The organism is Paenibacillus sediminis (genome assembly GCF_017873765.1).
In the GTDB taxonomy this organism is placed as follows: Bacteria; Bacillota; Bacilli; order Paenibacillales; family Paenibacillaceae; genus Paenibacillus_AG; species Paenibacillus_AG sediminis.
This window is the reverse complement of sequence record NZ_JAGGKP010000003.1, coordinates 70,975-89,789: the sequence shown is the minus strand read 5'-3', so window position 1 is coordinate 89,789 and position 18,815 is coordinate 70,975. Positions and strand designations below refer to the sequence as shown.

The following is an 18,815-nucleotide window of genomic DNA, read 5'->3' as shown; positions in this document are numbered from 1 at the left end:
AATTAATAGATGTTGTTTGTATTACTGCCAAGTATATACTGGCGTGTCAGCCGTTCCCGTCACTGCGGAAGGTGCGGTAAATGTACGGTTGCTACCGCCTTCCCAAGTGACATTCCCTGCACTGTCCTTAATGATGAACTTAAATTGGAACGTTGATCCGGCAGGGACACTGACAGGCAGGAACCATTCTGGATAGTTCGGATTCATGAACGATTCGGAGGAACTGGCAGGATCCCAGTTTCCGAGTTCAGGAATACTTCCTGAGACGTAAACGTTTTGTCCAGATACGGTCGATTTATTGATATGGAATATGACCTGTACCTGATCGCCGCCTAGTACGGTGTAAGTAAACGCGTTGCTGACATTTGAACCTTTCGTAACAGTAATGTTCTGAACACCTGCCGCTACGCTAGGTACTGTCGCTTCAATCATCGTATCTGTTGCCGAAGTGACGGCTGCTGTTGTTGTACCGAATTTCACGGTTACGGATCCGCTTAACCCTGTTCCGTAAATATACACTGTATTGCCAGGACGGCCCATTGTGGACACGACATCTCCGATTCTTGGAATCGTTGTGCCAAGAGAAGGATTATAGGACCATACATTGACTTCACCGCCGGAAAGCGTAAAGCTGCTGATTTTGTTCTGTCCGGACACATTCGTAACATTTGCGGTTTCACCGAAGAGCAAGCCGCCCAGAGAATCTGTGTACGTTCCAACTGGCATCGTTGTATCGAGAGCAGGGACCGTCGCGCTTACATCTGGTTGGCGGTTTACAGCGACGATGACTTGTTTGCCGAAGAATTCCCGTTTAAATACAAGCACATCAGAAGTAGTGTACAAGATAGACGTTGTGCCGTAAGCAAGGGCTTCGTTCGATTGTCTAAGAGCGGACAGTTTCTTAATAATTTGGAAAGCAGTTGTCGATTCACTGAATGCAGGGGCAGCCGTTTGCATAAACATCCGGCCTGCATCAGAGCCGCCGTTTCCAGGATTTAAATATTGTTCTGTGCCGTAATAGATGTTTGGCGTTCCGCGGGAAGTCATCAACGTCGCAAGTGAGGCATGGAATGGTTTATCATTCGGCTGAATATTACGGAATCTGGATACGTCGTGATTGTCGATAAAAGTAACGGCTTGATTCTCGTATGTGTAATCGTTGCTTGTACTGATGAGCATATTTCCGAAATTTTGCATGTCTTGACTGAAATCACCGAAAGCTTGTTTGTTTGCATTGTAATACTCGAAATCCAAATCGTTGACACCTGTACGATCAGGGAAAGTTTTGTATTCATCATATTTTGGATCAGGACGGCTGATGAAAAATTCACCGAAATGCGTTACAGGTCCCCCTGTATCCGAGTCAATTGCATCCTTGAAGCCTTTAACGAAGGCAGGGTTCATGTGGAGCGTGGCATCATGACGGAATCCGTCAACACCTTTTGATTTCCAGAACTTAGCGGCCTTTTCAAGATATGCTACAACAGTGCCATTTTCTTGCGAGAAATCGGCGAGAGAAGCGAGCTCTTTATGTCTGTAACCGAACTTGGAAGTGTCACTGTCCGGACGGTTTCCTTCATGGTGGAAAAATCCGTTCGTATCGTTATTAAAGTCAGCCAGCAAGTTCTCTTTTTTGCCGTCTCCGTTATTGTCTACCGGGTTACCGTTCGCATCGAACTTATAATTTCCGCTACCGTCCTTGTCTGGCTCGTACAATACGCCGTCGCCGTCAGGTTCAGGACCAGAGTGATTGGATACGAAATCGATGACCAATTTAATGCCGTTAGCATGAAGGGCATCTTTCAGTGCGATGAAATCTTGCATTTGGCCGAAATGGGGGTTAGTCGCGAAGTAGTTTCTTGCGTGATAACCATGGTACGCGGTATATGCACCAGAAACTAAATCCTCTCTATTTTCATAAGGCACAGAAATCCAAACTGCGGTTATTCCCATATCTTTCAGATAAGGAATTTTAGCTCGAATTCCTTTCCAGTCGCCGCCTTGATACTTGTTTAAATCGGTACCGTCTCCCTTGCCGTCACCATTCGCGTCGTTAAACAGAGATGAACTTGTACCAGCAGGTATGTTGTTGGTCGTATCACCGTCATAGAAGCGATCGGTAATAATTTGATAGATTGTATCTTTCGGTGTAACTGGACCAAGTGCTCCAGAGGCAGTTAGCGCTTCAGAGTGCTGGGGATTGAATGTGAATGAGGGCATTGCAATACTAAAGGATAAAGCCAACACGGCAACAACTTTTTTTACTTTTCTTAGATTCATCATCTTTCATCACCCATCTTCAAATTTGTTCTGATGCACCCAGGCTACTGAAGAACATATCAATTGAAGAGTGGATCCTACCGAGCCGCAGGCTAAATCCGATGTTACTGTAAGCGGTATCATCTCCTTTTGTGCAAACGTTGTATTAAGTGTTAATAGGTTAACACAATTTCTATATGATGGTAAATGATTGCAACAATTTGAAATAGATAGATTTATAGAGAATTTTATCGAAAATATGTAATTAGATGTCTATAAAGCACTTTTTTAATAAACTCTCGATCAATAATTAATATTTTTAAAATTTGTTTAAGAAACCACTTACTTGGATAATTATTTAATTTAAAGGAAAATAGAGTAAATGCGCAATATTTAGATTAATGCTGATATTTGGATGGGAAATCGTGGTTTTTTATCGTTATTAATACAAATTTGCGGTTTTACATACAATGGGCTTTTATGGTTTCATTCAAAGTGAAAGCACTTTCATGTATGAATCTAGGAATTTTTACAAACGTTTGCACAGGGGTTGTCTGATTTCTATTTCTAGTACTGAAGGGGGAATGCTTATAGGGATTTTTACCTTGAGGTTGTCGATTTATGAATAATTCCAATTGATGCGAAAGAAAGGGGTCAAATCCAATGAAAAAATGGGTAAGCATTCTTCTAGTACTTACACTTACCATCGTTATTTCTGCTTGTGGATCTAAAACGAGTCAACCAGCGGAGACTACTACTCCAGCTACTACGGACACTACGACACCATCTACGGATACAACGACTACTGAACCAGCAGCTGATGCTGATATCACTCCAGAGCCAGGCGCGAAACTGGTTGTTTGGGAAGGTAAAATCGAAAAACCGTTTTATGAAGAAATGGCTAAAGAATTTACAGCGAAATATAACATTCCTGTAGAGTTCCAAGAAGTTGAGCCAACAGACCAAATGGCTAAATTAAAAACAGACGGACCAGCTGGATTAGGCGCAGATGTTCTTAACATGCCGCATGACCACCTTGGTGAAGCGGTTGCAGCTGGACTTGTATTGCCGAATGACTTTTACGAAGAAGATACGAAAGCAAATTTCGCAAAAGCGGCGGTTGATGCCGTAACGATGAACGGTGTCCTTTATGGATATCCTCGTAACATGGAAACGTATTTGCTTTATTACAATAAAAATCTAGTTAAAGATGAAGATTTGAAGTCATGGGACAGCATCATTAAATTCGCAAAATCGTACAATGATCCTGCAAAAAACAAATTCGGATTCATGTGGGAAGTTAACAACTGGTACTTCAACTATGCATTTATTGCAGGCAGCGGCGGATATGTATTTGGTAAAAACGGCACGGATCCAACAGATATCGGTATCAATTCACCAGGAGCAGTTGAAGGGATGAAATTCTTCCAATCGCTTCGTGAGGCGCTTCCAATCAAAGCGGCTGATGCAACAGGCGACGTGAAAACGGAATTGTTCCAAACTGGCAAACTGCCAATTAACTTAGACGGTGTATGGCAACTCGGTAATTTCACGAAAGAAAAATTAGGCTTTGAAGTTGGCGCGGTTCCAATGCCTCCAATGCCTAACGGTAAGAGCCCGATTACATTCGCAGGCGTTAAAGCTTACTTTGTAAGTTCCTACTCACAATATCCAAATGCAGCAAAACTATTCATACATTTCGTAACTTCACAAGAAGCATTGTCTAAAGAATATAAGATCAGCGGAATTATCCCAGCTCGTAACGGTATGGAGAACGACCCAGAAATTCAAAAAGATCCACGTGCGCAAGCATTTATTGAGCAATTCAAGAACTCTCAAGCTATGCCTTCCATTTTGGAAATGCGTTCTGTATGGGGACCTGCTACAGCTAGCTTAGAGCCAATCTGGAACGGTGAAGATGTTCAGAAGACTCTAGATAAAGCAGTAGCTGATATCAAAACAAGCATTCAAGAGCAAGCGGGTAAATAATGAATTAAAAACTTAAAGACAGGGCTGTCTCACTCGATGAGACAGCCCTAACTAAAATTTGTAAAGCTTGAGGTGATGAATACATGCGGCGCACAATAATCTCCCCAATTCTATCAGCAGTCGTCATGGGACTCGGTCAATTTATTAACCGCCAGTACCTTAAAGGTTTCTCAATGTTGCTATTATACATCTTAGGTCTCTATTATTCGATGACAAACCTAGGTCATGCATTATGGGGAGTAATTACCCTAGGGGAAAAGGCGCAACATTTGGAGAAGGTCGGCAGAATTAACAAAATGGTACACGGTGATCATTCCATATTTTTATTGGTTCAAGGGTTAATCGTTATTTTTTTAATTATTTTATTTGTTGTCGCTTATATTTTAAATATTCGTGATGCATACAGAACGGCAGTAGAAATTGAACAGGGCAATACACCGAACAATTTTGGACAGACGTTAAAAAAAATTGGTACCAAAAATTTTCCGCTGCTCATTATTACACCGCAGCTCATTTTTTTATTTTTCTTTACGATCCTTCCGCTCATATTTTCACTATTAATCGCTTTTACGGACTATTCTTCACCAAAGCATATTCCTCCAGCGAATCTGGTTGATTGGATCGGATTTAGTGCTTTTAAAGATCTGTTTACACTAAGCACTTGGGCACATACATTTTACGGTGTGTTTGCTTGGACGGTAGCATGGGCCGTTTTATCTACATTAAGCTGCTTTTTCGGCGGTTTCCTGATCGCGGTATTGCTGCAGCAAAAAGGAATTATATTCAAAAAGTTTTTCAGAACGGTCTATATGCTTCCATTTGCTATTCCTGGATTTGTATCCTTGCTTATCATGCGGAACCTTTTCAATACACAGTTTGGTCCGCTTACTCAGTACCTTAATTTTTTTGGAATTCAAGGTCCGCCTTGGTTATCTGATCCAACTTGGGCAAAGGGTACGATTTTGCTAGTCAATTTCTGGCTTGGTTTCCCAATTTCGATGTTAATGATTACAGGTATTTTAACGACGATTCCAAGAGATTTGTATGAAGCAGCAGAGGTCGATGGAGCGTCAGGATTTCAAAAATTCCGTATGATTACGTTTCCTGCGGTTATGTTTGCCTTAACACCTATTGTTATTGGACAATTTGCCGGCAATTTCAATAACTTTAATGTCATTTATTTGATGACGAATGGTAATCCGGTGAACAGCGATTATCAATTCGCGGGACATACAGATATTTTGATTACATGGTTATATAACCTGTCTATTAATAACGGTAAATATAACTTCGCTTCTGTCATCGGGATTATGATTTTCATTATTCTAGCCTCATTCTCGATTTACAACTTCCGCAGAACCCGGTTCTACCGAGAGGAGGAGACGTATCAATGAGCAGCAGTGGGAAAGCTAAACGTTTATTGTGGTTAACAATTAGCCACATTATTCTTATTCTAGTTGCCATATTTGCTTTATATCCAGCATTATGGGTTGTTTTATCTTCATTCCGTCCGGGAACTTCGCTGTACAGTGAAACAATTCTGCCTAGAATTTGGACGCTAGATCATTATAGAGAACTATTTACCAAATTCCCATTTGGGCAGTGGTACATCAATACATTAAAAATTGCGATCATCTCTACGGTGTTTAGTACGCTCTTCGTGCTATTGTCAGGATATGCATTTTCTCGGTTCCGTTTTAGAGGACGCAAAGGGATCATGACGGGATTGTTCGTCATCGGCATGTTTCCATCTTTTATGAGTATGATTGCCGTATACATTTTGCTATTAAATATGAATTTGCTGAATACGCATTCCGCCTTGATTATGGTTTATTCGGCAGGTGCGATTATGGGATATTTACTAGTCAAAGGTTATTTCGATACGATTCCAAAAAGCTTAGAAGAATCAGCGAGATTAGATGGAGCCGGAAACTTCAGAGTGTTCTTTTCCATCTTCCTGCCGCTTTCGCGGCCAATCATCGTGTTCTTGTCTGTTACTTCCTTCGCAGGAGCGTTCAACGATTTTATCTTTGCACAAATGGTACTAAGAACGCAGGAAAAACAAACGCTCGCAGTTGGACTTTATAATATGGTAAATGCAGCATTCGCAACGCAATTTACGATCTTTGCCGCAGGTTGTGTGCTCGTTGCTTTGCCGATTACGATCTTGTTTATGTTTATGCAGCGGTTCCTAGTTGAAGGCTTAACTGCAGGAGCTGAGAAGGGATGAGCAGAACTGCATCTAAGTTTCCGTCAACCGTATCATGGATTATTATTATTAGTATGTTGGTATTCGTGCTTAGCGGTTGTGAAGCGAAGACTGAAGCAGGAAAGACTGCTGAAAGCACGAAGCAATCCACTGCTGAGCAGAGCACAACGACGACAGCTGTGGGCGAAGCAGGGGTGGCAAAGCCCGCTGCGAACTTAACTACTGCCCCGATGGGCAAGAGCAGCGGCGTCTTTTATGAAATATTCGTTCGGTCTTTTTATGATTCAGACGGTAACGGAATTGGGGATTTTAATGGTATAACGCAAAAGCTAGATTATCTAGCGGGTCTTGGTATTCAGGGAATTTGGTTAATGCCAATCAATCCTTCGCCTTCCTATCATGGATATGATGTCACGGATTATTATGGTGTGAACCCCGATTATGGAACGATGGACGACTTCACACACTTGCTGGATGAAGCCCACAAACGGGGGATTAAGGTCATTATGGACCTCGTTGTGAATCATTCCAGCAACAAGCATCCATGGTTCGTAGAATCGGCTAAGAGTAAAGATAATCCGAAGCGAGATTGGTACATATGGGCGGAAGATAAAGGAATGAGTACTTCTACGCTAGGTGCTTGGGGTCAGCAGCCTTGGCAGAAATCCGGGAAAGATCATTATCTAGGTATCTTCTGGGAAGGAATGCCTGATATGAACTTTGATAATCCGGAAGTGCGAGCAGAATTTAAGAAAATCGGACAGTATTGGCTGAAGATGGGCGTCGATGGTTTCAGGCTCGATGCAGCTAAGCACGTATATGAAGATTTTCAATCTTCTGTCGGTAATCCCGAAGTCGCGAAGAAAAACCAAGAGTGGTGGCAGGAATTCCGGAAAGGTCTCGATCAAGTGAATAAGAATGCATATATGGTCGGGGAAGTATGGGATTCTGCAGCTGTGATCGGTCCTTATTTGAATCAAGCGTTTAATTCGGCATTTGATTTTGATATCGCTGGCAAAATCGTTTCCGCTGCTCGTACGGAGCAGGGGACAGATCTCGGATTTACACTGTCACGTGTTTACGATTTTTACAGCAAACAGTCTGGCGGACAGTTCGTTGATGCGCCGTTCCTGACGAATCACGATCAGAACCGTGTCATGACGGAGCTTAGAGGAAATGTAGACCATGCCAAAATGGCAGCATCGATTTTACTTACGTTACCTGGCAATCCATTCATCTATTACGGAGAAGAGATCGGGATGAAGGGTGCTAAACCGGACGAAAGAATAAGAGAACCGATGCTATGGTCTGATGATTCGAAGGCAGTCGGGCAAACGACTTGGGAACTGGCACTGAATCGTGAAGGTGTAATCCCAGTTGATAAGCAGCTAAGCGATTCGAACTCTTTGCTTAATCACTACAAGGAGTTAATCAGCTGGCGCAAGCAAGACGATGTATTACAAGATGGCGGAATTTTGTCTTACAAAGTTACGAATCCAAGTGTAATGGCATATGTCCGTATATTAAATGATAAGCGAATGCTGGTCGTTCATAATTTGTCAGTGAAGAGTCAGTCGATCGAACTGCAAAGTGACACATTCGGAGTATTCGAACATATCGTGCATGCAACGAGCACAGATTCCAAATTGGAGAATGGCAAGCTCGAGTTAGCACCATACAGCACAACCATTCTACAATAAGTAGAAGAGAAACTAGTGAGTCTATGAGGCTCACTAGTTTTTTGTTTCTATACAGTGCAAACGTTTGTACGGAAGTCGCCAGCTTACATAGAAAGATCACAAATTGGAATTGATAGCCCATACAAAATGATAGAAATATAGAGATATTGTTCAAAATAAGAAGATATAAACAGAAATTAGGACAAAAATAGACATTATTCGCCAAAAATAACATGTGCAAACGTTTTTACAATGGTAGAAGGGTAGTGTATTATGAACTTGAACATTGAAGCGTTTACAACTAAGGATGATTTTTTATTTGAATTAGTCATCATAAAACATTTTCTGAAATAGGCTAAAAGCTCTTGGGAAAACGTTTGCGCAAAATATTGTGAAATGCTTCATGTGAAAAAGTCAAGAGAGGGGTTAGCTTTATGAAATTCAATAAAATTGCGGTTCTTCTTGCTGTGTTTTCTTTAGTTTTTGCCCTCACGGCATGCGGTTCCTCAAAAACAGCTGAAACACCAGCGGCAACAGAAACAAAAACGGCTCAATCAACTGATGCAGCAACAACAACTACAGATGATGCTATTAAGCCTGAGGAAGGCGCTAAACTTACGGTATGGGAAAGTAAAGAAGAAAGAGCATATACAGACCAAATCGCTCAAGAATTTACAGCTAAATACGGCGTACCTGTAACAGTTGAAGAAGTTTCTCCGACTGACCAAGTAGGTAAACTGACTCAAGACGGTCCTTCCGGATTGGCGGCAGACGTTGTCATTTTCCCGCATGATAACTTGGGTAAAGCAGTGAGCGCAAATCTTATCCTTCCAAATGACATTTTCGAAAAAGAAACGAAAGAGCAAAACACAGAAGCATCCATTACTGGTGCTTCCTATGGCGGAACTCTTTATGGATATCCTCGTTCCGCTGAGACTTATGCTCTCTACTATAATAAAGATCTTGTAAAAGAAGCTCCAACTTCTTTCGAACAAGTGATTGAAATCAGTAAAAAACTTACTGACAAATCCAAAAACAAATACGGTTTGATGTGGGAAGCTGGTAACTTCTACTTCACATATCCGTTCTTCGCTTCCACAGGCGGATACGTATTTGGTAAAAACGGTACTGACAAATCTGACATCGGTTTGAACAATGCTGGCGCTCTTGAAGGTATGAAAGTATACCAAAGCCTAAGGGAAATCCTTCCTGTTAAAACTGGCGACATCACTCCAGACATTAAGAGAGGTCTCTTCACTTCTGGCGATGTAGCTATGGATATTAACGGTCCTTGGGAACTTGCAGGCTATAAACAAGCTCTTGGAGATAAACTTGGTATTGCTCCAATTCCTACAATTGGCGGCAAACCAGCAATTTCTTTCTCTGGTATTAAAGCATGGTACGTGAATGCTTACACACCATATCCTAACGCAGCTAAATTGTTTGCACACTTTGCAACTGACAAACATGGACAACTTGTTCTGAATGAGAAAGTTGGTTCTGTGCCAACAAACCTTGAAGCACAAAAAGATCCACAAGTTGCTAATGATCCATATGTATCTGCATTCGCTGAGCAATCCAAAAACTCTCAACCAATGCCATCCATTCCTGAAATGGGTAACGTATGGGCGCCTGTAGGTGCTGCATTGTCCGAAATTTGGGATAGCGGAAAAGATCCAAAAGCCGCTTTGGATAACGCTGTAAAACAAATTCAAGACTTGAACAACGGAGCTACTGCGAAATAATATTTGAAATGCTCATAAAATCAGGCTCACCCGTCATCTATGGCGGGTGATTCCTCGATTTTTAGGAGAGGGGAAGGACTAGAGATGAAACATCGTACTGTAGCGGCATGGTTATCAGCTATTTTTGCAGGTCTAGGTCAGCTTTATAATCGCCAGTTTATTAAAGGTATTTTATTTATTGCTGTTGAGATTTTGGCACTCTTCTATTTTATTAACAATTTAGGCACAGCCATTTGGGGTACAGTTACATTAGGTGAATCGGGAAGCCATTTTGAGAAAGTAAATGGTATTGCTAGGTTGGTTCCAGGGGATCATTCGATTAATTTACTGATTCAAGGCTTGATTACGATTATTTTGTTTATCATTTTTGTGATTTATTACGTGATGAACATTAAGGATGCTTATCAAATTGGAAAACAAAGGGAGCTTGGAGTTGCGGCGAACAATTTCAAGGGCACCCTTCAGTATATTTTAGAACAGAAGTTTGCAGTTGCATTTCTGACCATACCTGGAATCGGTATTTTGTTTTTTACCATTATGCCGATTATCTTTATGATCCTGCTGTCATTTACGAACTACTCCGCCCCAGATCATTTGCCGCCAGCGAAGCTTGTTGACTGGGTTGGCTTTGACACATTTAAAAATTTGCTCACGTTGAAATCATGGAGTCACACCTTCTGGGGTGTACTCGTATGGACGATCATTTGGGCCGTGTTGTCTACAGTAACGACTTATTTTGGCGGTATGTTCGTAGCGCTGCTCATTCAACAGAAAGTGGTTAAGCTTAAAGGACTGTGGAGAACAATTCTTATTATTCCTTATGCAATTCCGCAGCTTATTTCCTTGCTCGTCATGCGCAACATGTTCAACGGACAATTTGGTCCAATTAACCAGTACTTAGCTTATTTCGGGCTTGGAGGGCTTCCTTGGCTGACAGATCCTTTCTGGGCGAAGGTTACGGTTATCGTTGTTAATATGTGGGTGGGTATTCCTGTATCCATGCTGCTTATTATGGGCGTATTAACAACCATCTCTAAAGACTTATACGAAGCTGCTGATATCGACGGTGCGACGAACTATCAGAAATTTAGAATTATTACGCTTCCTATGATTTTGTTCTCGACTGCACCGATCTTGATTACACAATTTGCGGGTAACATTAATAACTTTAATGCGATCTTCTTGCTTACAAATGGCAACCCAGTCGTTGGGGATTATCAATATGCAGGGGCTACAGACTTATTAGTTACTTGGCTCTATAAACTTACGCTTGATCAAAACCGATATAATATGGCATCAGCTGTTGGTATCATCATCTTCTTGATCATCGCGTCGTTCTCCATTTATAACTATCGTAGAACACGGTCATTTAAAGAGGAGGATATGATCCAATGAGCGCACGTAAACTTGGAAACTTCGTCCGGGCTGCCGGCAGTTATTTGTTGCTAATTATTATTTCCATATGCTGTCTGTATCCGGCATTGTGGGTTGTGCTTGCCTCCTTCAGACCGGGCAAATCACTGTACAGTAAGACACTCATTCCAGAAGTATTTACACTGGATCATTACCGGGAATTATTTACTTCGAAGAGTATCTTGTTCGGACAATGGTATATGAATACACTTAAAATTTCCGTTTTGTCCACGATTATCGGTACCATTCTCGTCTTATTAACGAGCTATGCAGTGTCAAGATTCCGGTTTAGAGGACGGAAAACGGCATTGTCGACCATTTTGGTTCTAGGAATGTTCCCTGGATTCATGAGTATGATCGCAGTATACATTTTGCTTAAAGAAATGCATCTGCTCGACACGCATCTGGCACTTATCATTGTATATGCAGCAGGTGCACCGCTTGGCGGAACATTTATTATGAAGGGCTACTTGGATACCATTCCACGCAGTTTGGATGAAGCGGCTAAAATTGACGGGGCAAGTAATTTGATGATCTTCTCTCGAATTATTTTGCCGCTGTCGAGACCGATGCTCACTTATATCGCATTGACACAGTTTGTCGGTCCGTGGGTTGACTTTATTTTCGCGAAACTCGTTCTTCGTACTAAACCGAACTGGACAGTTGCCGTTGGTCTGTACGACATGGTCAGCTCGAATCAGAACAGCAACTTTACAGTGTTTGCTGCAGCGGCAGTACTGATTGCATTACCGATCGGCATTCTGTTCATGTTCTTGCAACGTATGTTGGTTGACGGCATGACTGCAGGGGCTAGCAAGGGATAATTTGATAACATACTTGAAGCACATAATCTTTTTTTGCAACAAGGTGCAGCTCGCAATAAGTTTTAGGGCTGTGCCTTGTTTACATAATATTTACATAATATTTACATAATGCTATGCAATACTATTTCTAAGTATAGTAGGAGGATACTATGAAATCACCTCGTTTTCAGTTTAGGAAGATCGGTCAACTTTTACGCCGCATTTCAATGAAACCGCTTTTACAGAAATTAGGAGGTCTGCGATTTAATTCAGTAAAAGGTATGCAAATCAATTCCGTAGGAATGAAATTGTTTATCATTTTCTTCTGTACAGTGGTACTTCTATCATCTCTACTAGGTCTAATCTCGTATAACAACTCGAAAAATATCATCATGGACCAAGTGTCTACAGCAGCTTCACAAAGCATTGTACAAGCAGCGGACAAACTTGATTTCTTATTCAAAGAGTATGAGAACTCATCTCGTCAAATTGCCGTCGATCAATCGATTAAAGCGGATCTGGAATTAGTTAACAAGCCAGATGTGGGCATTGTAGAGAAGACAAAAGCAGAAGAAGAATTGCGTAGAAAGCTCGACGCAATTGCTGGTTCTGATAAAAGATTGATGGGGATTCGGCTATTGTCCAAAGATATCGTAGCCACGAAATCATATGTGTCAACAGGGAACTCTTCCATCATATCGAACGAGAAGTCTCAAGCTAAAGTAAAGAAAATTATTGATGCAAAAGGTCAAATTGTATGGTTGCCAACTGAAAAGAAAGGTTTCTTCGGTACAGCGACTGAACCTACGGTGACGATGGGCAGACTGCTTAGAAACTTGCAAAATCCAAATGCGGAATACGTATTGCTATATGAAATAAAAGAGAAGTCATTAAGCGACTTGCTTTCCAATCTCCAAATCGGTGAGGGCGGCGATATTCGCATCTTGAATAACGATAATACCGTTGTATATTCAAATAATGCTGACCTGCTTGAGAAACCATCATTCATTATAGCGGGTGGCAAAGATTCAACCTTTACGACGATGAAAAATGAACAGGGTGTGGATCAGCTTGTTGTTTATAAACAGCTCCCTTCAACTGGCTGGGATATGATAGGCTTCGCGCCTGTCAGCAGTTTTGTGAAAGCGACAAATAAACTATTGTATGTAACTTTAGTCATTGTAGTCGTCGCTGCACTGCTTGCTGTACTAATCGGATACTACATTGTACGCATTGTCGGCCGTCCTCTAGTGAAGCTCGCCAAGCTGATGGAAGAAGGGGAACGGGGCAACTTAAAAGTCCGTACTCATTTTAAAGGCAAGGATGAAATTGGGCGTTTAGGTGTTAGCTTCAATCGGATGATGCAGCAAATTGCTAAACTTGTTGATCAGACGAACGTGTCTGCCAAGGAAGTATTGGCTACAGCTCAGCAGCTGTCGGAAGTATCCAAGAGCACAGCAATTACAGCAGGAGAAGTTGCTTCTGCTACGCAAGAAATTGCACAAGGAGCTGCTAGCATGGCTGTAGAGGCCGAGAAGGGCAACATGCTGACAGAGAATATTGGTGTTAAAATGAACACGGTCGTGGAGTCCAATAAATCGATGGAACTTGCGGCAGACCGCGTTCAGCAAGTAAGTAAACAAGGTGAAGAGTATATGCACGAGCTCGTGCAGAAGACCAATAAGACAGCTCAGATGAACCAAGTTGTCGTTGAAAACTCTGACCAATTAAAACAAAGTACTTCTTCGATTCGTAAAATTTTGCAAGTCATGGTCGACATGACGCAACAAATTAATATTTTGTCTGTAAATGCGACCATTGAAGCGGCGAGAGCCGGCGTGGCAGGCAAAGGCTTTATGGTTATTGCAGATCGAATTCGTGAATTGGCAGATCAGTCTAAACAGTCGATCGAGATGGTGTCAGGCATTACCGACGAAATTCAAAAAGGAATTGAAGCGACGACTGTAGCGTTAAGACAAGCTGCTCCTTTATTTACCGAACAAATGGAGTCTGTGCACGAGGCATCAGGCATTTTTGAAAATGTTAGAGGCCAAATGGAAGACTTCCTAGAACAAATTAATAACTCAACAGCCTCTGTTAATGAATTGATCGAGTCTCAGCAAGTTCTGACAGAAACGATCTCTTCCGTGAGCGCTGTTGTAGAGCAAACAACCGCATCCACTGAAGAAGTAGCTTCCATGTCTTCAGAACAATATCTAGTCAGCGAGAAGCTGGTTTCACTCTCGAACAAGCTGCAAGAGCTGTCGGATACGCTCAAGAAATCGCTCGTTATGTTTGAGACCTAATGAATTGGATTGAACAAAAAGAACCTAGCGATAGAGAATCGTTAGGTTCTTTTGCTTACTGCAGTCTCAAACAATTTTCCGATGGAAATAGGTTTATTAATCTGCAGCCAAATATAGAATCCACCAAGCGGTATGTCCCGACTATTATACAATTTGGTTGGTTTTGAAACCATCCAAATGGATGGAGCAGTTATCCCCTGATTCCGTTACAATAAGGACTGGTGAAAGAAAAGTGTTGGAGGTAAAGCATGCTTGAGTCATTTTTACATGGATTTATTTTAGCATTCGGATTAATATTGCCGCTTGGCGTGCAAAATGTATTTGTGCTGAATCAGGGGATTAGCCAGCCTTCATTATGGAGAGCCCTTCCTGTCGTCATTGCAGCGGCGCTCTGCGACACGATCCTCATTCTCGTCGCTGTGCTTGGTGTAGCAGGCGTCGTGATGATGTTTACTTGGATCCAGACGGTACTCTATGCGGCAGGAATGGTGTTTCTTATCTATATGGGCTGGGTGATATGGAAAAGCGACAGCCCAGCGTCATTCGCAAATACAGATTCGCAGGAACGGATATCAACTAGAAAACAAGTTACATTCGCTTTGTCTGTATCGCTTCTTAATCCACACGCTATTCTCGATACGATCGGTGTCATCGGGACAAGCTCTCTGAATTACAGCGGCAGTGAGAAAGCCTCCTTTACAGCGGCAACGATATTGGTGTCTTGGATTTGGTTCTTCACGCTTGCTGTCAGCGGAACAATGATTAGAAGATTAGATCACACTGGTAAAGCGATGTCGCATCTCAATAAGGTTTCAGCTATTATTATTTGGAGTATAGTATTATATATGGGCTTCAAATGGATCTACTAGGAGGTAAAGAACATGAATGATACGATATCACTGCTCATGAAACATCGGTCTGTTCGTAAATTTACAAATGAGCCGGTCACTGAGGAACAATTAGAAACGATTGTTGCAGCGGGTCAGATGGCTTCAAGCTCCAGTCACGTTCAGGCTTACAGCGTTATTGCAGTAACAGATGACAAGCTCAAAAAAGAGCTGTCTGAATTGTGCGGCAATCAGGCATATATAGCCGAATGTCCAACGTTTCTTGTCTGGTGCGCTGATTTATATCGTCTTAAAACCATTACAGAAGAGCATTATCCTGACAAAAAAGCGTTTGTAGATACAACCGAAAGCTTCATTATCGCGACCGTTGATACAGCGCTTGCCGCGCAGAATGCTGCCGTCGCAGCGGAATCGCTCGGACTTGGCATTGTTTATATTGGGGGAATTCGCAACCGTATAGAAGAGGTAACTCGTCTGCTCGAGCTTCCGAAGCATGTGTACCCTGTGTTTGGAATGTGTGTAGGTCATCCCGATCAGCAGACGATGCTTCGTCCGCGCTTGCCGCAGAAAGCCGTGCTGCACCGTAACAAATATTCTACGGATGCTGTAAATGAAGTGAGCAATTATGATGTTACAATGAGTCGTTACTTAAGCGAACGAACTGGTGGCAAGAACGATACGCCTTGGTCGAAGCTGATGGCTGATAAATTGACGCAGCCTGCGCGCATACATATGCGTGACTATTTGAAGGAACAAGGCTTTGAATTGAAATGAAAAGGACAAGCATCTCACGTAAAAGTGAGATGCTTGTTTTATTTTAGGTAAAAATTCATTGTATTATTGTACATTTGCTTGCGTCCTGCATGCAGCTGCAGACCATGCAGCTCGCACCAAGCCTGAACCACTTCAGCTGTCATTGCAGGATGTGTCATCTTGCCCTGAAACGGTCCCTCGAATGGCCAAGGCCCATCCGTCTCTGCCATCACTTGCGAGATCGGGTACACTTTCGCTAATTGCTGAATTTCAGGATCATACACAATATCCGGTGTAAATGAGACGAAATATCCTCGTTCAGCCATTCGCTGTACGGTATGCTCTGCCCCTTTGAACCAGTGAAAGTGAGCCTTGGTTACGCCATATTGCTCGAGCAAATCACAGGCAATATCGGCATCTTCATATACCGCATGAAGTACAATCGGTTTATCATGCTGTTTAGCAAAGGCAACGAATCGCTCTAATAGCTCGATATAAGGAGCCAGAGTGAAGGATTCACCGGACTGCTCTGCTTCGGTTCTGTTGTAATAGGGCAGCCCGACTTCCCCAACGGCAATCATGTCACCCACATAACGTTCCATCCATGTAAACAGCTCATCGATCTCTTGTTTGCTTGGAAGAGGCTGCTCAGGATGAAATCCGAAGGCAGGCTTCACCAAGGCGGGATAAGCCTGAGCCAGCTTACGATTAACTTTGCTGGAAGCTAAATTCATAGACACAGCAATCACAGATTCAACGCGAGATGATTCTAATTCGTGTAATATAGCAAGACGCTGCTTCTCTTCATAGGAATCCAAATGAATATGCGCATCCATAAGCGGTGATAATTGCATGGCTGTCACCCTTTCCTCATAGATTCTGCATTTTCCGTTGTTCTTCGCGCATCCACTGAGATAATTCGAGCTTTAATGATAGAAACGCAGCATCCGTAGTTATGTCTTCACGGCGCGGACGAGCGAAAGGCACTTCAATTTTGTGCAGTACGGAGGCAGGCCTGCTGGAGAATACATAAATGGAATCAGACAAGAGCAAAGCTTCTTCTATATTATGAGTAATAAACAGTACCGAACGCTTTGTACTTTCCCAAATATCGAGCAGCCAGCGCTGCATATCGCTGCGTGTAAGGGCGTCGAGCGCACTAAAGGGTTCATCGAGACACATCAGCTCCTGACGGCTAAGGAGCGCTCTTAGAAAAGAAGCGCGCTGCTGCATGCCGCCGGATAACGTATGAGGATAAGCTTGCTCGAAGCCTGCAAGACCTACCTTCGGCAGCCAGAGCCGTGCTTCCTCCCTAGCCTCTTTAGTCCGTACCCCAGCCACCTCTAGCGCCAGGACAACATTCTGCTCTATGGTGCGCCAGGGGAGAAGAGCTGGTTGCTGCGGCATGTAACTGATGCGGCCTTTCTCGCCGGTAACCAGCTGACCGTTCATCCGTATTTCGCCGTGATCGGGCTTCTCGAGACCGCCAATAATATGAAACAGCGTGCTCTTGCCGCTTCCGGAAGGGCCGATAATCGAGACGAACTCTCCTTGCTTCACTCTGAGAGATACATCATTTAGAACAGGCAGAGATCGTTTGCGGCTTCCAGCGAACGACTTCGTAATATGATGAGCCTCTAGAGCTAATGCGGGCTCGCTATCCGCTGAAAATGAAAGGGCTGGAGCTACAGCGCTGTGATCTTGAGTTGTCATATGATCATAGATTGTCATCTTAAGGACCATCCCTTTCTATGTCCGGTTTGCTGCGGCTTCCAGCGTACGAGCCATTTTTCAAGTAAAGCAATACAGGAAACCATCAGCAGACTAAGCGCGACAATAATGAGAATAGCGACGAACATCCGGTCTGTACGGAAAGCCGATTTTTGCAGCACCATGTAGTAACCAATTCCTTTGTCCGCTCCAATCCATTCGGCGACAACGGCGCCCATTACGCTGTACGTCGCAGCAATTTTCAGGCCAGAGAATATAGACGGGAGAGCATGCGGAAGCTCCAGCTTCCAAAATATTTGACCTCTGCTTGCGCCAATCATCTGCATATAGTTCATCATCGTTCGATCTGTTCGCAGCAGTCCATCCATGGCAGCTACAGCCACAGGGAAGAAGCAGACAAGCGTAATGACGATGATTTTGGGCAGCAGTCCGAAGCCGAACCAGATCATAAGCAGCGGAGCTAAGGCGATGGTCGGAATGTTCTGGCTTAAGATCATGAGCGGATAAAGCGCTGATTTCAGCACAGGAATGACATGGAGCAAGCAGGCGACCAGAAGGCCGAATGCTGTGCCTATACCAAATCCAATAAGAGTTAGCTTGAGCGTAGCCATCGTATGATCCCGCAAGCTAGGTGCACCAGCTAACAGTTCGTGTCCAATATTTAATGGGCTTGGCAAAATCCACTTTTCAATGTGAAAGAAGGAAGTAGCGACCTGCCACAATAGTAAAAATAACAGGACCGCCGTTAAGGGCGGCCATATGTTTCTCCACCAAGAGTTCTTGCTCATTACCGATACTTCTCCGTTAGCCGGTCCATATTGATGCCATTTGGATTATGAGCAATTTTCACTTGCGAAATAATGCTTGGACTGCCCATTTGAATGACCGCATCGTTCATCTTTTTCACCAGATCGAGAAGCTCGTCAAGCTCCCCTTCTATAGTCGTCTCCAGCGGATTCACCTGATGCTTAAGACCCGATGCTTGAATCACTTCAATAGCCCGGTCGATGTATGGAATCGGATCTTCGCCGTTTGGGGTTTTCGGTATCATTTGTATACTAAGCAGTGTATTTGCCATAT

General features: G+C 42.9%; 15 protein-coding genes. 10 read left to right on the top strand and 5 right to left on the bottom strand.

The genetic code is table 11. The features are described from left to right. Nucleotides 1-21: 21 nt before the first annotated feature. Complete coding sequence (locus tag J2Z20_RS09065) at nucleotides 22-2,280, bottom strand: alpha-amylase family glycosyl hydrolase (protein ID WP_245252169.1); 2,259 nt, start codon at nucleotides 2,278-2,280, stop codon at nucleotides 22-24. Between the two features lie 642 nt (nucleotides 2,281-2,922). On the opposite strand from J2Z20_RS09065, the gene J2Z20_RS09060 reads away from it, so the two are divergent. The 10 genes from J2Z20_RS09060 (at nucleotide 2,923) to nfsA (ending at nucleotide 16,025) form a co-directional block, all read left to right on the top strand. Beyond that, on the top strand, nucleotides 2,923-4,248 hold the full coding sequence (locus J2Z20_RS09060; RefSeq protein ID WP_209848494.1) for a sugar ABC transporter substrate-binding protein: 1,326 nt from the start codon (nucleotides 2,923-2,925) through the stop codon (nucleotides 4,246-4,248). An 83-nt stretch (nucleotides 4,249-4,331) separates the two neighbouring features. Then, entirely contained in the window at nucleotides 4,332-5,642 is a 1,311-nt protein-coding gene (locus tag J2Z20_RS09055; RefSeq protein ID WP_209848479.1) for a carbohydrate ABC transporter permease, read from the top strand. Then, entirely contained in the window at nucleotides 5,639-6,478 is an 840-nt protein-coding gene (locus J2Z20_RS09050) for a sugar ABC transporter permease (protein WP_209848477.1), read from the top strand. The genes J2Z20_RS09055 and J2Z20_RS09050 overlap by 4 nt, the downstream gene beginning before the upstream one ends. Further along, complete coding sequence (locus J2Z20_RS09045; protein ID WP_245252167.1) at nucleotides 6,475-8,157, top strand: alpha-amylase family glycosyl hydrolase; 1,683 nt, start codon at nucleotides 6,475-6,477, stop codon at nucleotides 8,155-8,157. The genes J2Z20_RS09050 and J2Z20_RS09045 overlap by 4 nt, the downstream gene beginning before the upstream one ends. Before the next feature lie 413 nt (nucleotides 8,158-8,570). After that, a complete protein-coding gene (locus J2Z20_RS09040) occupies nucleotides 8,571-9,881 on the top strand; it encodes a sugar ABC transporter substrate-binding protein (RefSeq protein ID WP_209848474.1) in 1,311 nt (436 codons plus the stop codon). Between the two features lie 84 nt (nucleotides 9,882-9,965). Next, a complete protein-coding gene (locus tag J2Z20_RS09035) occupies nucleotides 9,966-11,276 on the top strand; it encodes a sugar ABC transporter permease (RefSeq protein WP_209848472.1) in 1,311 nt (436 codons plus the stop codon). Further along, entirely contained in the window at nucleotides 11,273-12,118 is an 846-nt protein-coding gene (locus J2Z20_RS09030; RefSeq protein WP_209848468.1) for a sugar ABC transporter permease, read from the top strand. The genes J2Z20_RS09035 and J2Z20_RS09030 overlap by 4 nt, the downstream gene beginning before the upstream one ends. Nucleotides 12,119-12,267: 149 nt before the next feature. After that, entirely contained in the window at nucleotides 12,268-14,403 is a 2,136-nt protein-coding gene (locus tag J2Z20_RS09025; protein ID WP_245252165.1) for a methyl-accepting chemotaxis protein, read from the top strand. 248 nt (nucleotides 14,404-14,651) lie between these two features. Continuing rightward, nucleotides 14,652-15,272 (top strand): LysE/ArgO family amino acid transporter, encoded by a 621-nt coding sequence (locus tag J2Z20_RS09020; protein ID WP_209848465.1) that lies wholly within the window; start codon nucleotides 14,652-14,654, stop codon nucleotides 15,270-15,272. Nucleotides 15,273-15,284: 12 nt separating this feature from the next. Then, the gene (gene nfsA / locus J2Z20_RS09015) at nucleotides 15,285-16,025 is read left to right on the top strand and encodes an oxygen-insensitive NADPH nitroreductase (RefSeq protein WP_209848462.1); all 741 of its coding nucleotides are present in this window, start codon (nucleotides 15,285-15,287) and stop codon (nucleotides 16,023-16,025) included. Nucleotides 16,026-16,063: 38 nt separating this feature from the next. Here nfsA and J2Z20_RS09010 read toward each other — a convergent pair whose 3' ends face one another. Genes J2Z20_RS09010 through J2Z20_RS08995 form a run of 4 tightly spaced genes read right to left on the bottom strand, consistent with a single transcriptional unit; the run spans nucleotide 16,064 to nucleotide 18,813 of the window. Next, nucleotides 16,064-16,858: a TatD family hydrolase gene (locus J2Z20_RS09010; RefSeq protein ID WP_209848460.1), complete on the bottom strand. Its 795-nt coding sequence runs from the start codon at nucleotides 16,856-16,858 to the stop codon at nucleotides 16,064-16,066. A gap of 16 nt (nucleotides 16,859-16,874) precedes the next feature. Further along, on the bottom strand, nucleotides 16,875-17,735 hold the full coding sequence (locus tag J2Z20_RS09005) for an ABC transporter ATP-binding protein (protein ID WP_245252164.1): 861 nt from the start codon (nucleotides 17,733-17,735) through the stop codon (nucleotides 16,875-16,877). Further along, a complete protein-coding gene (locus J2Z20_RS09000) occupies nucleotides 17,732-18,523 on the bottom strand; it encodes an ABC transporter permease (RefSeq protein ID WP_209848454.1) in 792 nt (263 codons plus the stop codon). Before J2Z20_RS09000 ends, J2Z20_RS09005 begins: the two co-directional genes overlap by 4 nt. Beyond that, nucleotides 18,523-18,813, bottom strand: a complete 291-nt coding sequence (locus J2Z20_RS08995; RefSeq protein WP_209848451.1) for a thiamine-binding protein — start codon at nucleotides 18,811-18,813, stop codon at nucleotides 18,523-18,525. Before J2Z20_RS08995 ends, J2Z20_RS09000 begins: the two co-directional genes overlap by 1 nt. Between the last annotated feature and the right edge of the window lie 2 nt (nucleotides 18,814-18,815).

What these genes read in the sequence shown, in the direction of transcription:
- J2Z20_RS09050 (WP_209848477.1), top strand. Translation starts at nt 5,639, where the DNA reads ATGAGCAGCAGTGGGAAAGCTAAACGTTTATTGTGGTTAACAATTAGC.
- J2Z20_RS09035 (WP_209848472.1), top strand. Translation starts at nt 9,966, where the DNA reads ATGAAACATCGTACTGTAGCGGCATGGTTATCAGCTATTTTTGCAGGT.
- J2Z20_RS09025 (WP_245252165.1), top strand. Translation starts at nt 12,268, where the DNA reads ATGAAATCACCTCGTTTTCAGTTTAGGAAGATCGGTCAACTTTTACGC.
- J2Z20_RS09030 (WP_209848468.1), top strand. Translation starts at nt 11,273, where the DNA reads ATGAGCGCACGTAAACTTGGAAACTTCGTCCGGGCTGCCGGCAGTTAT.
- J2Z20_RS08995 (WP_209848451.1), bottom strand. Translation starts at nt 18,813, where the DNA reads ATGGCAAATACACTGCTTAGTATACAAATGATACCGAAAACCCCAAAC.
- J2Z20_RS09055 (WP_209848479.1), top strand. Translation starts at nt 4,332, where the DNA reads ATGCGGCGCACAATAATCTCCCCAATTCTATCAGCAGTCGTCATGGGA.
- J2Z20_RS09060 (WP_209848494.1), top strand. Translation starts at nt 2,923, where the DNA reads ATGAAAAAATGGGTAAGCATTCTTCTAGTACTTACACTTACCATCGTT.
- J2Z20_RS09005 (WP_245252164.1), bottom strand. Translation starts at nt 17,735, where the DNA reads ATGACAATCTATGATCATATGACAACTCAAGATCACAGCGCTGTAGCT.
- J2Z20_RS09040 (WP_209848474.1), top strand. Translation starts at nt 8,571, where the DNA reads ATGAAATTCAATAAAATTGCGGTTCTTCTTGCTGTGTTTTCTTTAGTT.
- J2Z20_RS09045 (WP_245252167.1), top strand. Translation starts at nt 6,475, where the DNA reads ATGAGCAGAACTGCATCTAAGTTTCCGTCAACCGTATCATGGATTATT.
- J2Z20_RS09010 (WP_209848460.1), bottom strand. Translation starts at nt 16,858, where the DNA reads ATGCAATTATCACCGCTTATGGATGCGCATATTCATTTGGATTCCTAT.
- J2Z20_RS09065 (WP_245252169.1), bottom strand. Translation starts at nt 2,280, where the DNA reads ATGAATCTAAGAAAAGTAAAAAAAGTTGTTGCCGTGTTGGCTTTATCC.
- J2Z20_RS09020 (WP_209848465.1), top strand. Translation starts at nt 14,652, where the DNA reads ATGCTTGAGTCATTTTTACATGGATTTATTTTAGCATTCGGATTAATA.
- nfsA (WP_209848462.1), top strand. Translation starts at nt 15,285, where the DNA reads ATGAATGATACGATATCACTGCTCATGAAACATCGGTCTGTTCGTAAA.
- J2Z20_RS09000 (WP_209848454.1), bottom strand. Translation starts at nt 18,523, where the DNA reads ATGAGCAAGAACTCTTGGTGGAGAAACATATGGCCGCCCTTAACGGCG.